General features: G+C 40.9%; 14 protein-coding genes and 1 pseudogene. 2 read left to right on the top strand and 13 right to left on the bottom strand.

Going from position 1 to position 15,203, the window contains the following annotated elements; all coding sequences use genetic code 11:
- Positions 1-8: 8 nt before the first annotated feature.
- From secD to queA, 4 genes are all read right to left on the bottom strand, one after another.
- Complete coding sequence (gene secD, locus ACHSBP_RS05250; protein ID WP_395388276.1) at positions 9-1,868, bottom strand: protein translocase subunit SecD; 1,860 nt, start codon at positions 1,866-1,868, stop codon at positions 9-11.
- A 15-nt stretch (positions 1,869-1,883) separates the two neighbouring features.
- Positions 1,884-2,219, bottom strand: a complete 336-nt coding sequence (gene yajC, locus ACHSBP_RS05245) for a preprotein translocase subunit YajC (protein WP_054979570.1) — start codon at positions 2,217-2,219, stop codon at positions 1,884-1,886.
- A 22-nt stretch (positions 2,220-2,241) separates the two neighbouring features.
- Positions 2,242-3,369 (bottom strand): tRNA guanosine(34) transglycosylase Tgt, encoded by a 1,128-nt coding sequence (gene tgt / locus ACHSBP_RS05240; protein WP_054979588.1) that lies wholly within the window; start codon positions 3,367-3,369, stop codon positions 2,242-2,244.
- A 202-nt stretch (positions 3,370-3,571) separates the two neighbouring features.
- The gene (queA, locus tag ACHSBP_RS05235) at positions 3,572-4,609 is read right to left on the bottom strand and encodes a tRNA preQ1(34) S-adenosylmethionine ribosyltransferase-isomerase QueA (protein ID WP_100914012.1); all 1,038 of its coding nucleotides are present in this window, start codon (positions 4,607-4,609) and stop codon (positions 3,572-3,574) included.
- A gap of 253 nt (positions 4,610-4,862) precedes the next feature.
- Here queA and ACHSBP_RS05230 point away from each other — a divergent pair, with 253 nt between their 5' ends.
- Together ACHSBP_RS05230 and ACHSBP_RS05225 are read left to right on the top strand one after the other, a co-directional pair.
- Positions 4,863-7,361 carry an EAL domain-containing protein gene (locus tag ACHSBP_RS05230; protein ID WP_395388275.1) on the top strand — a complete coding sequence of 833 codons (2,499 nt, stop codon included), beginning with the start codon at positions 4,863-4,865 and terminating at the stop codon, positions 7,359-7,361.
- A gap of 128 nt (positions 7,362-7,489) precedes the next feature.
- A complete protein-coding gene (locus tag ACHSBP_RS05225) occupies positions 7,490-7,696 on the top strand; it encodes a hypothetical protein (protein ID WP_010561903.1) in 207 nt (68 codons plus the stop codon).
- A 49-nt stretch (positions 7,697-7,745) separates the two neighbouring features.
- On the opposite strand, the gene ACHSBP_RS05220 is transcribed toward ACHSBP_RS05225, so the two are convergent.
- From ACHSBP_RS05220 to ACHSBP_RS05180, 9 genes and pseudogenes are all read right to left on the bottom strand, one after another.
- Positions 7,746-8,624 carry a hypothetical protein gene (locus ACHSBP_RS05220; RefSeq protein WP_010561904.1) on the bottom strand — a complete coding sequence of 293 codons (879 nt, stop codon included), beginning with the start codon at positions 8,622-8,624 and terminating at the stop codon, positions 7,746-7,748.
- A gap of 2 nt (positions 8,625-8,626) precedes the next feature.
- Positions 8,627-9,244, bottom strand: coding sequence for a hypothetical protein (locus ACHSBP_RS05215; protein WP_010561905.1), 618 nt, complete (start codon positions 9,242-9,244; stop codon positions 8,627-8,629).
- Complete coding sequence (locus ACHSBP_RS05210) at positions 9,237-9,785, bottom strand: RNA polymerase sigma factor (protein ID WP_010561906.1); 549 nt, start codon at positions 9,783-9,785, stop codon at positions 9,237-9,239. The genes ACHSBP_RS05215 and ACHSBP_RS05210 overlap by 8 nt, the downstream gene beginning before the upstream one ends.
- Before the next feature lie 78 nt (positions 9,786-9,863).
- Positions 9,864-10,772 (bottom strand): hydrogen peroxide-inducible genes activator, encoded by a 909-nt coding sequence (locus ACHSBP_RS05205; RefSeq protein WP_010561907.1) that lies wholly within the window; start codon positions 10,770-10,772, stop codon positions 9,864-9,866.
- Between the two features lie 318 nt (positions 10,773-11,090).
- Complete coding sequence (locus tag ACHSBP_RS05200) at positions 11,091-12,365, bottom strand: inorganic phosphate transporter (protein ID WP_010561908.1); 1,275 nt, start codon at positions 12,363-12,365, stop codon at positions 11,091-11,093.
- A gap of 36 nt (positions 12,366-12,401) precedes the next feature.
- A complete protein-coding gene (locus tag ACHSBP_RS05195) occupies positions 12,402-13,079 on the bottom strand; it encodes a TIGR00153 family protein (protein ID WP_010561909.1) in 678 nt (225 codons plus the stop codon).
- A gap of 218 nt (positions 13,080-13,297) precedes the next feature.
- The gene (gene phoU / locus ACHSBP_RS05190) at positions 13,298-14,008 is read right to left on the bottom strand and encodes a phosphate signaling complex protein PhoU (RefSeq protein ID WP_010561910.1); all 711 of its coding nucleotides are present in this window, start codon (positions 14,006-14,008) and stop codon (positions 13,298-13,300) included.
- 11 nt (positions 14,009-14,019) lie between these two features.
- A complete protein-coding gene (gene pstB, locus ACHSBP_RS05185) occupies positions 14,020-14,847 on the bottom strand; it encodes a phosphate ABC transporter ATP-binding protein PstB (RefSeq protein WP_010561911.1) in 828 nt (275 codons plus the stop codon).
- Between the two features lie 39 nt (positions 14,848-14,886).
- A pseudogene (locus ACHSBP_RS05180) lies at positions 14,887-15,203 on the bottom strand (phosphate ABC transporter, permease protein PstA); the annotation flags it as partial.

The following is a 15,203-nucleotide window of genomic DNA, read 5'->3' as shown; positions in this document are numbered from 1 at the left end:
ACACTCTCCTAGATAGATAACTTCTCAATGCGCTTACCGCCGATTAACGCGTTAACAATCGCACGCGTACCAACAATCGCAGTAAACATTGACGTTACAATACCGATAGCAAGAGTGATTGCGAAGCCTTGAATAGGGCCTGTACCAATTGCGTACAAGATCACGGCTGCAATTAACGTTGTGATATTGGCATCAAAAATGGTGCTAAATGCACTGTCGTAACCATGGTGAATCGCTTGTTGAGGACTGCGCCCTTCAGCTAATTCTTCACGAATACGTTCAAAAATAAGTACGTTCGCATCTACCGCCATACCAACGGTTAGTACGATACCGGCAATACCCGGCAAGGTAAGCGTTGCCCCAGCAAGCACTGACATAGCACCAACAATTAACACTAGGTTTAAACCCAGTGCAATATTTGCAATCATGCCAAAGCCTTTGTAGTAAAGCAGCATAAATACCAGTACAAAAACAAAGCCAAGCACTACCGCAGTAATCCCTTTTTCTACGTTTTCTGCCCCCATGCTTGGACCTATCGTACTTTCAGCAACAATTTGAATTGGCGCAACAAGCGCACCTGCACGTAGCATTTCAGATAAATGCTGCGCTTTTGCTGGTGTATCAATACCGGTAATTTGGAAACGACGACCTAAGCGCTCGTTAATAGTTGCTTGGTTAATCACTTCTTCATGTTTGATTGGTGGTAACGCTTTACCGTTTTCATCCACCTTACCCGATGGACGGTATTCGATGAACACAATCGCCATTAAGTTACCAACTTCGTCTTTAGTAAACGCAGCCATTTTTGAGCCGCCTTTACTATCAAGTTGTAAGCTAACTTGCGGACGTTGATATTGGTCATAACCCGCTTGTGCGCCGGTAATGTGTGAGCCTTCAAGCATTACGCGTTTTTTAAGTAAAACTGGACGACCAAACTGATCGTTGATTACTTCTGAGCCCGGCGGCATACGACCAGCTAATGCATCGCGTACGTCGTTATCTTGGTCAACCATGCGCAGTTCAAGCGTCGCTGCTGAACCTAAAATTTCTTTCGCACGTGCTGGGTCTTGAATACCCGGTAATTGTACTAAAATACGCTCTTGGCCTTGGCGCTGAACATTTGGTTCTGCCACACCAATTTGGTTAATACGCTTACGAATAATGATTAAGTTTTGTGAAATTGCGTAATCGCGAATTTCTTTTAACTTAGCTTCCGTTAAACGCGCTGTAAACGCTAGCTCATTGCTGCGGTCATCGCGAAACTCAAGGCTAAGATTATTCTTTTGCAAATAACGCTCAGCGGCGTCTTTATCTTCTTCATTACGGAAAACTAATTGCACGCGATCGGCGTTTGCTACTTCACGAATGCTGCGGTAGCGAATTTTCTGCTCACGTAAGTCAGAGCGGAAATCTTGCTGCATCTGCTTTAATTGGTTATTGATAGCAGTACGCATATCAACTTCCATCGTAAACTCAACACCACCACGTAAATCTAAGCCTAACTTCATCGGCGCACCGCCCAAGTTTTCAAGCCATGCTGGCGTTGAAGGAGCAGAATTTATAGCAGCGATATAGTTAGCGCCTAGGCTGTCGCTTAGTTGGTCTTTCGCTTTTAACTGTGTTTCTACATCATTAAAACGAATTAAGATTTGCTCATTTTCTAGTTTGATTGATTTAGCATCAAATCCATCGTTCGTTAAAATTGTTTTTACTTTGTCGAGATCTGCTGTTTCAATCACAGCGCCTCGCGCACCTGAAATTTGTACGGCAGGATCACTACCGTACATATTTGGTGCAGCGTAAAGCATACCAAGCAATACAACTGCTACCACCATCAAGTACTTCCATAATGGGTACTTATTAATCACAACTTATTCCTTTGATTAAAGTGCTTTCATTGTGCCTTTAGGCAGCACAGCTGAAATTGAACCTTTTTGCACTGTTACGTTAGCTTGATCGTTAAGCGCAACAACAACAAAATCTTTGTCGTCAGATACTTTCACGATTTTACCTACTAAGCCACCAGCAGTAAGTACTTCATCACCTTTCGCCAATGCTGACATTAGGCTCTTGTGCTCTTTAACACGCTTTGCTTGTGGACGGTAAATTAGGAAATAAAATACCAAACCAAAAATACCTAGCATGATTAGCATTTCCATGCCGCCACCAGCAGGTGGAGCACCCGCACTTGCATGCGCACTTGAGATAAATAAACTCATGGTTAATTCCTCTTAAATTTTATTAGTCTTCAATTTGTTTTAATTCAGGTACCGGCATACCGCGACGCGCATAGAAGTCTGCAACAAACTCTTCTAGCTTGTTCTCAGCAATGGCATTGCGAAGCCCTTCCATAACGCGTTGGTAATAACGTAAGTTGTGGATCGTGTTTAAACGAGCCCCTAAAATTTCATTACACTTATCTAAGTGGTGTAAATAAGCGCGTGAGAAGTTCTCACAAGTATGGCAATCACATTCTGGATCAAGTGGGCCTGTATCCGTTTTATGCACTGCGTTACGGATTTTAATTACGCCACCGGTAATAAATAAGTGGCCGTTACGCGCGTTACGTGTTGGCATTACACAGTCAAACATATCAATACCACGACGAACCGCTTCAACTAAATCTTCCGGCTTGCCTACGCCCATTAAGTAACGCGGCTTATCTTCTGGCATTTTGTAAGCACAGTGGTCAAGAATGTTAATCATATCTTCTTTTGGTTCACCCACTGATAAACCACCAAGTGCATAACCATCAAAACCGATTTCTTCTAAACCTTTTTGCGAAATTTCACGCAGTTCAGGGTACATACCACCCTGAATAATACCGAATAATGCTGATGGGTTATCACCGTGACCTTCTTTCGAGCGTTTTGCCCAACGCAGCGATAGCTCCATCGAGTCACGCGCTTCTTTTTCTGTTGCAGGATACGGTGTACATTCGTCAAAAATCATCACAATATCTGAACCCAAGTCGCGCTGAACTTGCATTGCTTTTTCTGGCGATAGCATGATTTTCTCACCGTTTACCGGTGAGCGGAACATTACACCTTCTTCCGAAATTTTACGCATTTCACCTAAGCTGAATACTTGGAAACCGCCTGAATCGGTAAGAATTGGTTTATCCCAGCCCATAAAATCATGTAAATCACCGTGTTGTTTGATGATTTCAGTACCTGGGCGAAGCATTAAGTGAAAGGTATTACCTAGGCAAATTTCTGCACCTGTGCCTTTTAACTCTTCAGGAGTCATACCTTTAACGGTACCGTAAGTACCTACAGGCATAAATGCAGGTGTCTCTACTACACCACGGTCAAAGATCAAACGGCCGCGACGCGCTTTGCCATCTGTATTGTCTAATTCAAATTTCATAAAAACCTCAAATGCCGGAAAAACAGTCCAACTTTTACTCAACTTCATCAATTGAGCGTAAAATAATCGGTCGATTTTACCTGCTTTGACAGCACAATACTATGGATATAGGGATGAGATAACAGAAATAAAAGTGGAAAGTGAGATTTACGTGTAAAGCGATGTAACAGAGTTACATCGCATCGTGTTTTTAAGTGGTGTACTAAATGTCTTTTTTGGTTAAGAACATTGCATCACCATATGAGAAAAAGCGGTATTTTTCTGCAATTGCAGTGTTATAGGCGTTCATAATATTCTCTTGTCCAGCAAAGGCACTCACAAGCATTATTAGTGTCGATTCAGGAAGATGAAAGTTAGTGATCATCGCATCGACCACCTGAAATTCGTATCCCGGAAAGATGAAAATATCCGTATCACCATAAAACGGTGCAAGCTCGCCTTCTGATTTCATTGCAGCTGACTCTAATGAGCGCATTGACGTTGTGCCCACAGCAACAACACGACCACCACGTTCACGACATGCTTTAATTTGTGCAACCACTTGCTCTGGCACTTCAATATACTCAGAGTGCATATGGTGATCTTCAATTTTATCAACACGCACTGGCTGGAACGTACCCGCCCCTACGTGCAACGTTACAAAGCCTAAATCAACACCCTTGTCTTTTAACTTTGCTAATAACGCATCGTCAAAATGAAGACCCGCTGTTGGTGCAGCTACTGCGCCCGGTTTTTCACCGTAAACAGTTTGATAGCGATTACGGTCCTTTTCGTTATCCGGGCGGTCAATATATGGCGGCAGTGGCATATGACCAATACGGTCTAAAATATCAAGCACGCCCTCTTCACCTTCGAACTTCAGCTCAAATAATTCACCTTGGCGACCTTGCATTACCGCAGTTGCCGTTTCTTCTAAAATAAGCTCGTTACCAACTTTAGGTGATTTATTTGCGCGCACGTGTGCAAGTACCGTGTGTTTATCAACTACACGCTCAACGAGCACCTCAACCTTACCGCCCGATGCTTTTTGACCAAACATACGCGCAGGAATTACTTTAGTATTATTAAAGATAATCAGGTCGTTTGGATTTATAAAATCTAATACATCAGCAAACGTATGGTGTGTGATTTCGCCACTATTACCTGCTAGCTTTAATAAGCGACTTGCTGTGCGATCTTCCATTGGAAATCGAGCAATTAATTCATCGGGTAATTCAAAGTTAAAATCAGCAACACGCATTTGTCTGTCTCACTTGGTTATTAGTACTCAGGGCATACTTGGTTAAAGTCGCGCCGATTCTAGTGTTAGTGATGATTTAAATCAAGGAAAACAGGCCGCGCAAAATATAACCTACTGAATGTTAAAGTTTAAGAATCAACGGGTGAGTAAAATACCAAATTTACTTGAGTTAACTATCTAAACTAGGTATCTTTTGGCATTTGAAAATCGAACTTACCAAGGAGTGGTGAACTGATTTAGAGGTGCAGTTTAAATGCCGAATAAGCTTAAGTTGCTGGTAGTGACACCAGACATTAAGCTATCAACTCAACTAGTTGATGCATTAAAAAATGTCGATGTATTTGATATTGAGCTAAAGGGTAATAGTTTAGAGGCACTCGATTTACTGAAGAAGCACTCTTTCAACCTGATAATCACCGATCTTGCTATTGGCGAAATTGATGGTTGGCGCTTTTCACGCATGGTACGCTCAGGCTTGCTGGCAACTGCAAAAAATACACCTATCGTATTAATACCTCCTACCTATTGTGAACGCATTGCGGAATCAACCGCTCGCGCATATGGTATTGATGCCATTTTACAGCACGACAAATTAAACAAACTACCGCATTTACTCGCTAATATTTTATCTGAGCACACAGATAAAAGCAGCCGGTTACCGCTATTACTGGTTGAATCTAACGAACAACGCGCTGCACAAATTCGCCATGATTTAGAACTTGGTTTTGCCATCAGCACAACCGATAACTGCGCCGATGCGCAAACCTTAATCCAGCAATATAACTACGCCATCGTCCTTGTTGATGCTACCCATGGCAGCTTTGAGCGCGTAAATAACTTTTTGCAGCAATTACGTATTCACAAACCGAACCAAGCTGTTGTAACCATTATCGATAGCCAAGATGCTGATTTTGCGGAACAACTGCTGCTATTAGGTGTTACCGACTTTATTCGCTTGCCGTTTAATCACAACATTATTAATAAAGTATGTGAACAAGCTGCGCGCCGTGAAGATTTTATGGTGAGTTATGATGAATTCGCTGAAAAAGTAGAACTGCTTAGTAAAAGCCAACAAGGTTATAAAGACTTATTCTCTGCCCACCAACGTATTTTAATGCACTTAAATACCTCGGTAATTGAAATTGACCAAGCCCATAATATTTGTTTTTTAAATCCTGCTTGGGAAGCTTTAACTGGTAATCGATTGCAATCTAGTCTAGGCAAACCGCTAGCCAGCTTTTTCCCTCAACACGAGGCTGAAAAACTCGAAAAGCTCATTTCTGCAATTAATATGAAGCCTGGCAGCAAAGACAAACTAGAACTACAAATAAACCATAAACTTGGCCACCAAATTTGGATTGAGTGCAAGTTGCAATCAATTAAAGAGCGCCAAGCTAAAAGTAATATCACGCTAAGTATCGATAACATTGATGAACGAAAACAAGCTGAATTTAGCCTACAACATTTAGCCCATCACGATACATTGACCAATTTGCACAACCGCTACTTCTTTGACCAACAGCTCAACCTATTTTGCCAAAACGTATCAAACGGCCAACAACACGCACTGCTGTATATCGATCTAGACCACTTCAAAATTATTAATGACTCGCAAGGCCACCAACAAGGCGACAAAGTACTGCAAAAAGTTGCAGAATTATTCGAGCAATGTGTGTCTGGCGATGCCTTGGTATGTCGTTTAGGTGGCGATGAGTTTGCCATTATTTTAGAAAATACCGATTTACTCGATGCCCATATGATTGGTGAGAGCTTATGTCAAACTATTGAGAATCAGAGCTTTCGCTTTGGTGAACAAAGCTATTCGATTAGCTGCTCAATCGGTTTAACGCAAATTGATAATAAAAACTGCGATGCCAGCGAATGTTTAAAGCAAGCCGATATTGCGCTCTACGTTGCCAAAAGCCGTGGCCGCAATATCGTTCATTGTTATTCAGATTCAGATGCAAAAAGTAAGCAGTTACTATCGGGGATAACATGGGCACACAGTGTAAAAGAAGCGCTTAAAGCGCAAAGCCTTACCATGTACTTTCAGCCAATATGGTGCTACAAAGAGCAAAAAGTAAGTTATTATGAAGCGCTTGTTCGTTTAATTGTAAATGATGAAATTATTTATCCGAACCAGTTTATTCCGTCATTAGAGCTGGTGACTGATATCGATTTACTCGACCAAAATGTGATAGAAAAAACTATCGCGTTATTAGGTGAATACCCTGAATTAAACAAAGTCGCAATCAACCTTTCTGCACAAGCCTTTAATAACGCCAACCTGTTAAACACCATAGCGCAAAGTTTAAAGCTGCATAATGTAAGCCCAGATAGACTCACCTTCGAAATTACAGAGTCAGCGAGTATTAGCAATCTTGTCGCGACCACGGCGATGATCACCCAGCTGCAAAAAATTGGCTGTCAGTTCTCGATTGATGATTTTGGAACGGGCTTTAGCACCTTTAGCTACCTAAAACAATTGCCTGCGAATCAAGTAAAAATTGACGGTTCATTTGTCAAAGATATGACCCAAGATAACATTGATAAAGCGCTGGTTAACGCCATTAAAGACATCAGTCATTCACTCGGTAAAACCTGTGTTGCCGAATACGTGGAAGACCAAGAAACCTTTGAATTGCTTAAAGAAATTGGTGTTGACTACGCACAAGGTTACTTTATTGGTAAACCGATGCCGGCGATTGAAATTAAAAAGCTAAAAAACACTTCTGAAAACTCAATCGCTTAACAATTTTTACAAATCAAATTAACAAAACAATAGGAATTCGCCCAAAGATTAAGCTAAACTGGTTTTATATGGACATACAGAAAAATCATTTCATTTGAGAGTGATTTTGCATAAAAACGGGAGGGACGATGGCTCTGTTTATTATTTTACTGCTAATTGCGAATGTCCTGATTTGCTACTTTTGTTACTTTAAAGCCAGTGAAAAAGGCTACCCTAAAGCAATTTTTGCTGGGTTAGGTGCGATTCCTTATTTTAACCTTGTAGTGTTAGTGTATTTACTATTTTTACCTAACGTAAAAGCTGAAAGCTTATTAAATTCTAAAGCCGCTAGTTAAGCGGCTTTTTTGTTTTTTCTTACTGTGAATTGATTGCATTCAGTTAAAATTAAAACGTATAACTTTGCGCACTTGCAAGTAGTTTTTCCGCATCAATATCACCCACAACACACTGATTAATCTTAGCTTTGCTATAAACAAAAACAAGATCTTCTTTATTACCCGTCGCGTTATCAATAATAAAGTTAACATAGTGATTTTTACTTAAGCTTTTAAGTCCAGCACCGTAATCACACAAAGTTTGCGCCAGAGTTTGGCTTGCAACACGAATATTTTGCTTTCTAGTTTCAGCAACTTTTTTGTGCTTTTCTTTGGTCGTCGATTTTATTTTATCTTGCGCATCGTCACGCTTGTCACGTACCTGCTCTTTTTCTTTTTCAAGTTTGGCTATCTTTGCTTCGAGCTTTTCAATTTCCTTTTTAACCGACTTTTCTTCTTTATCTTTCAGTGCATGTCTGCGCTCTAAATCTAAATCTCGACGAGCACGCTCTACTTCACGTAACTGAAATTCGATTTCACGCTCTTGCTGGGCAAACTCACGGATTTTTTCAGAAGACTCTCGCAGTGCCTCCATCGCTACATGATACGCTTCGTTAGCAGCTTCAATGCGCATCTCTTCTGCACGGATCATTACGTCCTCATCATGAAACTCGATATCAGGTTCGAGAAAAAAACGTTTCCAGCTTCCGAAGCCACCAGATAACCCCGATGCACTAATACTAAAAACATAACCTTGGTCTGCAAGATAAGCTCCATTAATTTGGCGCACCTTAATACCCGGCTCCGCGTTAAGTGATGCCTTTAAGATATTATTCATAATGGTGATTTCTTTTTGGCTTTTAGCGACCATATTGCTTGCTGGTGTATTGGCAGCAACATGACCAGAAAGTAATGCGAGTGAAATCAATAAGCTTGCTTTCGTTTTCATGATTAATTCTCCCATGAGTGGTTTTTGGCAATTGATGACTGTGGTTGTTGCTCAACCTGTTGTGCCAATTCGTTTAATTGCAGGCGAATCAGCGCCTGATCTTGTTGACGGACTCGGTTTAAATCGGCAACCAAGGCGCCAATATCTTCTTTGCGCTCCACACGCCCCTGCTCTATGGCCTCTTTAACCAATGCATAAGTCGCCTGTGCGGTATTTGTCTGCTGCTCAGCCAAAAGGGTTTGCAGCTGCTCATAAGTGACTGTTGGAGCTTGCTTTTGTTGCTCTGCAAAATTAATCGCAAAGCCACTATCTGAAACGCTTACTTCGGCACGCATAATAACCAGCGAGGACATTAGAACTGAGCAGGCTAAAGCTGCTGGTGCAAACCAAGCAGCAAAACGATTACTCTTTGCACCACCGCTCGTTTTCTCAAACCAAGTGGCTTCTCGATTCCACTGCGGAACAGGCGTTTCTTGATACTTTGCCGAAAGCGACTGCCAAGTCTCACTGTTTTCGAGCATTTCTGCATAAACAGCATCTTGTTCAAGCAATTGACGCTCACTTGGTGTAAGTTCACCTGTTTCCAGCCATTTTTCAAAAATACTTTCTAAGTTAGCCATTTAACACCTCCAGTTCTTGGCGCAATTTGGACAGCGCTGTATACAACCGCGACTTTACCGTATTGGTTGATACATCAAGTTGCTGCGCTATTTGCTCAAACGTAAAGTGTTGAAAAAACTTTAATTCCACCACTTCCTTTTGTGTCCAAGGTAAGCCATTTAATAACTGTAAAACTTGCTTATTTTGCTGCGCCATAAACAACATCAAATCAGCAGATTCTGGTTCTTGCATATCCGCTATCAGCATTTCTTGCTTTTCTTCATCGAGTACCTTTTTAGCGCGATAAAACTCCACACAACGGCGATTGGTAATTGCGATTGCCCACGTTTTAAAACTCGACTCAAAACGGTAGTTATCGAGCGAACGATAAATACTCATAAAGCTTTCTTGCATGATTTCGAGTGCGTCGTCTGGGTTACTCACCATACGCAAGCAAGTGTGATAAATCGGCTTTTCGTATTGTTTTACTAAATTAAGCCATGCGCGTTTATCACCTTGTTGCGCTTTTTTGATTAACCCTTTTTCACTTTGAAAGAACACATATTCCCCAAGAGTTTTGTTTCTCTGCTTATATAGTCGAGCGAGTGCAAAAAATAGTTTTAAAAGTTTAAAATTATTTTATCGTGCACATTTTTCAGTAAAGAATGGCTTTAATTTATCGCACAGCAAGCGGAAGTCGCGTATGCGACCTGAGGTCTTGCGCCATAAAATACCAATATCACGATAAGCGGTATCTTGCGCAGCGCTAAACACCATAGGTTTATGAGATAAAATGCCCGCATTAATTGCCATTTGCGGTAGAAAAGTCACACCAAGTTGACGCTCAACCATACTTAGTAAGGTATGCAAACTTGCAGCTTCAAAGGGATTTATACACTCACTTTTACTCAAATGACACGCACTCAGTGCATGATCGGTAAGGCAATGTTCGCGCTCTAGCAAAAACACCGATGACGGTGGCAACAAGTTAAAATCAACCACACCTTCTGCCGCTTGATAATCCTTGTGCCTTACAATATTAAATGGGTCTTGTGCCAAAATATGAGTATGAAACTTATTGGTATTATAAGGCAGTGCCAATAGCGCTACGTCAACTTGGCCTTTTTCTAATTTGTCCAATAAGTTATCGCTCGTATCTTCAATTAAAACCAGTTCGAGTTCAGGAAACTCTTTTGCGCATAAGTGGTATAAATCAGCCGCAATAAAGCTTGCAACCGTGGGGATAATACCTAGGGTTAAATGCCCTTGGAGTGGATTTAAAAAGCTTTTTGTAAGCTCTTTTACACTAATTGTGTCGTCGATTATTTTACGCGCTCGCTCAACCACTTCTTCACCAATTGAGGTAAACATAATACTGCGGTTTTCACGCTCAATTAGCTGACAACCCAGTGTTTCTTCAAGATTTTGAATTGCACTACTTAAGGTAGATTGACCAATAAAACAGGCTTCTGCAGCCCTGCCGAAATGCTGATGCTGATGTACTGCAAGCAAGTATTGCAGCTGCTTAATGCTAGGAAGGTTTTTCATCGTAATAACCGATTAATTTTCAAATTAATAACGATAAAAACAAATTAACAATGGAAAATCAATTATGTCACTGAGATTTAATCAATTAATTGCGAGTGCTAATAACTCTTTTAAATAAATGAGCAAATAGCGCCTAGTGAAATGAAACCAAACAAGATTTAATTTATCTTTTAATGCTATGTTACAACGGTAAAATTACAGCGCTGTAAGTGCGCTATGTGAACCGCTAACTTGATTAGCAAGCTGCTATATACAAATTTCAGACAAAAAAAGACCCCATTGCGTATCGCATATGGGGTCTTTTCAAGCTAAAAGTCTTTACACTTGAAGGCCAAAAATAGCCGCCAATACATAGTAGATAACAATAGCTAATACCGCGCCTACTGGCAAGGTAATAACCCAAGAAACAACGATATTTCTTACAACACCTAAATTAAGTGCCGCAATACCACGGGCCATACCAACACCTAGTACCGCACCTACTAACGTTTGTGTCGTTGAAATTGGTAAGCCTGTACCCGATGCAATAACAACCGTTGAAGCAGCCGCAAGCTCTGCAGCAAAACCACGACTTGGTGTTAAGTGCGTAATACCTTCACCAATGGTTTTAATTACTTTCTTACCAAGAATCGCAAGACCGATAACAATACCTAAACCACCTAGTGGTAAAATCCACCAAACGAGTGACGATTTCTTAACGATTTCACCGTTGTGCTCAACAATGCTCACTACCGCAGCAAGTGGACCAATCGCATTTGCTACATCGTTTGAGCCGTGTGCAAACGCCATACAACATGCAGTTACAATCATTAAGATAGCGAATACTTTCTCAACATTGTTAAATTGCATTTCTTTGTCAGCTGCAGGGTCCATTTTAAGACGAGCGATCAATACTTTACCTAACAGTGCAACTAAAACAGCAGCACCGATTGCGATGCCGTAACCCATTGCTGTACCAAGGTCTAAACCGATATGCTTTAAGCCTTTCTTGATTGTTACTAACGCCATAACAAATGCTGCAAGACCCATGTACATAGGCACAAAGCGCTTTGCATTGTTAAGTGGTGAGTCAGTATCAAAAATTAGTTTCTGTGCACTCATAAAGATAAGGTAAGCAATAAAGCCTGAAATAGCAGGTGTAACAATCCAACTACCTACGATACCCGCAACTTTACCCCATTGAATTGCTTCAGAGCCCACCGCAACCAATGCAAAACCAACAATTGCACCAATAATTGAATGCGTTGTTGATACAGGCCAACCTAAATATGACGCAACAAGTAACCATACACCAGCAGCTAATAGCGCTGAAATCATACCGATCACTAATGACTCTGGTATGGCAACAAATGCCGACGAGTCAATAATGCCTTTACGTATCGTTGATGTAACCTCACCACCGGCAAGATATGCACCAGCGAATTCAAAAATCATTGCGATAATAATCGCTTGCTTAATTGTTAGCGCTTTTGAGCCAACTGACGTACCCATTGCATTGGCAACGTCATTCGCACCAATACCATACGCCATGATAAATCCCACTACGGCAGCAATCATCACCAAAGTGGTGCCGTAATTTGCAATAATATCCATCAAGTAACCTTTAACTTAATTTTTATATTAATTTAATTAACGTGCTAGCATCAGTTCTAAACGTGAACCTACACGTTCAGCGATATCCGCTAAGTCACCTACCCACTCGAGAATTTTGTATAAGAACATTACATCGATTGGGTTTAATTCATTTTCGATTTCACGTAACTGACGACGCAAAGTGATTTGCATTTCATCGGTGTCACGCTCAATTGCGTCGAGCTCTTCTAGCATGTTTTCAACTAACGTCACCTCACGACCACGGAAACCCGTTTCTAATAGCTCATCAAGTTCATTGATAGCTTTAGAAGCTTGTTTTGTCGCGTCGATGCAGCGGTTTAGGTAAGTAATAAAATCAGCTTGGATTTGCTCAGGGATTTCCATTTCGCGGCCAAGTACACGACCAGCTATGTCCTTAGCCTTATTAGCAATTTTGTCTTGTTGAGTGATCAGTTCAAGAAGATCTGTACGCTCAACTGGCAGGAATAATCCACGAGGAAGTTGCAAACGAATGTCACGCTTAAGTACATCCGCTTTGCGTTCTAAATCGCGAATATTAATGCGGATCTCAGATGCTTGTTCCCACTCTTTATTAAACGCATGTTGAAAAAAAGTCGTTAACAAAGCACTGGCTTGATGAACAATTTTTATGTGCTCTTCAATTGGTTTGATAGGAGATTTCGCAAAAACCCCTAAAAATGCATTACTAGCCATAATTGACCCTTAAATTTTAAAAGCGCGCAAATTTTACAGGAATCAGCCAAGTGAGGAAAGGCTTTAACATACAAGTATTACAGTAAGTTGAAATTCCTTAACTTAGATTATCAAACAATTAAATTTACGCTAGTTAATAGACTAAAAAAGTTATGAACACCAAAGCAAAAAAGGGTAAAAGCGAAACCGCTTTTACCCTTTTAAAATAGTTACTTAACTTATTTACCAATAATATCTCGCTCGATATCGTCTTGCGAGGTATGACGAATGTCCTTGCCTTTTACAAAATAAATTACGTACTCAGCGATGTTCTGACAACGGTCACCGATGCGTTCTAATGAGCGTACTGACCACACTAAATCCATAACCTTTGGAATTGAGCGCGGATCTTCCATCATATACGTCATGATTTGACGTGTTAACGCTTCATATTCGCGGTCAACTTTGGCATCTTCTTTATGCACACGAAATGCCGCTTCGGCATCCATTCGGGCAAATGCATCTAGTACATCGTGCAGCATTTGCGACACGTGACGACCCATATTGTCGATATTGCCCAGCAAGCCTTGCTGATCTTTCGCTGTTGATTCAAGTGCTACTTTTGCAATACGACGCGCTTCATCACCAATGCGCTCCAAATCTGCAATGGTTTTTGCAATCGCCACAACTAAACGTAAGTCACTTGCTGCTGGCTGACGCTTTGCAATAATACGTGTACATTCTTCGTCAATGCTCACTTCCATTGCATTTACTTTGTAATCGCCGTGCTCAACTTTTTTTGCAAGCTCCGCATTACTGTCATTTACCGCATCAAGCGCAGAGTTTAATTGCTGCTCTACCAGTCCGCCCATAGCTAAAACATGGTTGCGAACGTTTTCAAGTTCTTGGTTAAAGTTACCTGAAATATGCTTTGAAATATTATGATCCATAACTTTAATCCTTACCCGTAACGACCTGTAATGTAATCTTCAGTTTTCTTTTTCTTCGGCGTGGTGAATAGCGTATTTGTATCAGAGTATTCAATTAGTTCACCCATATACATAAACGCAGTTTGGTCAGACACACGTGCCGCTTGTTGCATGTTATGCGTAACAATTACAACTGTGTACTTATTTTTTAAATCGTTGATTAGCTCTTCGATTACCAATGTTGAAATTGGATCTAGCGCCGATGTTGGTTCATCTAACAGCAGTACTTCAGGTTCAATTGCAATTGCACGCGCAATAACCAAACGCTGTTGCTGACCACCTGACAAACCAAATGCGCTGTCGTGCAGACGGTCTTTTACTTCGTCCCAAAGTGCGGCGCCACGTAATGACGATTCAACCACTTCGTCTAATTTACGTTTGTCTTTTACACCTTGTAAGCGTAGGCCATAAACCACATTCTCATAAATTGATTTAGGGAATGGGTTTGGACGCTGGAATACCATACCAACGTTACGGCGAAGCGCTGCAACATCTACACTTTTGTCATAAATATTCTGGTTATGTAGCAAGATTTGACCATCGATACGACACGTATCGACTAAGTCATTCATGCGGTTAATACAACGTAATAACGTTGACTTACCACAACCTGAAGGACCGATAAATGCAGTTACCTGACCCTTTGGAATTTTCATGCTGATATTGCTCAGCGCTTGTTTGTCACCGTAGTAAAGGTCTAAGTCTTTAATTTCAAGAGCAGTTTGTTCTGCCGATAAGTTTTCTAAATCAAGCTGTAAGCCAGTTGCAGATTGATTTATTTCTGGAGCAACAGTAATCATTTTTACTAAACCTATTAAACTTTTATCACCGCAGAACAATTAATGTTCTAACGACCTAAATTTTTCACGTAAGTGGTTACGAATACCAATTGCTGTGATATTCAGTGCCACAATTACCGCCACAAGTAAAAACGCTGTGGCATAAACTAGCGGGCGTGCCGCTTCAACATTCGGGCTTTGGAAACCAACATCATAGATGTGGAAACCTAAGTGCATAAATTTTCTATCTAAGTGTACAAACGGGAAGTTCATATCAACTGGCAGTGTTGGCGCCATTTTTACTACACCCACTAACATCAGTGGTGCTACTTCACCTGCTGCACGTGCAACCGCAAGAATTAAGCCTGTCATAATTG

The organism is Pseudoalteromonas sp. XMcav1-K, assembly GCF_044005875.1.
Classification (GTDB): domain Bacteria; phylum Pseudomonadota; class Gammaproteobacteria; order Enterobacterales; family Alteromonadaceae; genus Pseudoalteromonas; species Pseudoalteromonas spongiae.
Note: the sequence above shows the minus strand (reverse complement) of the source record. Positions and strands in the feature narration are given on the sequence as shown.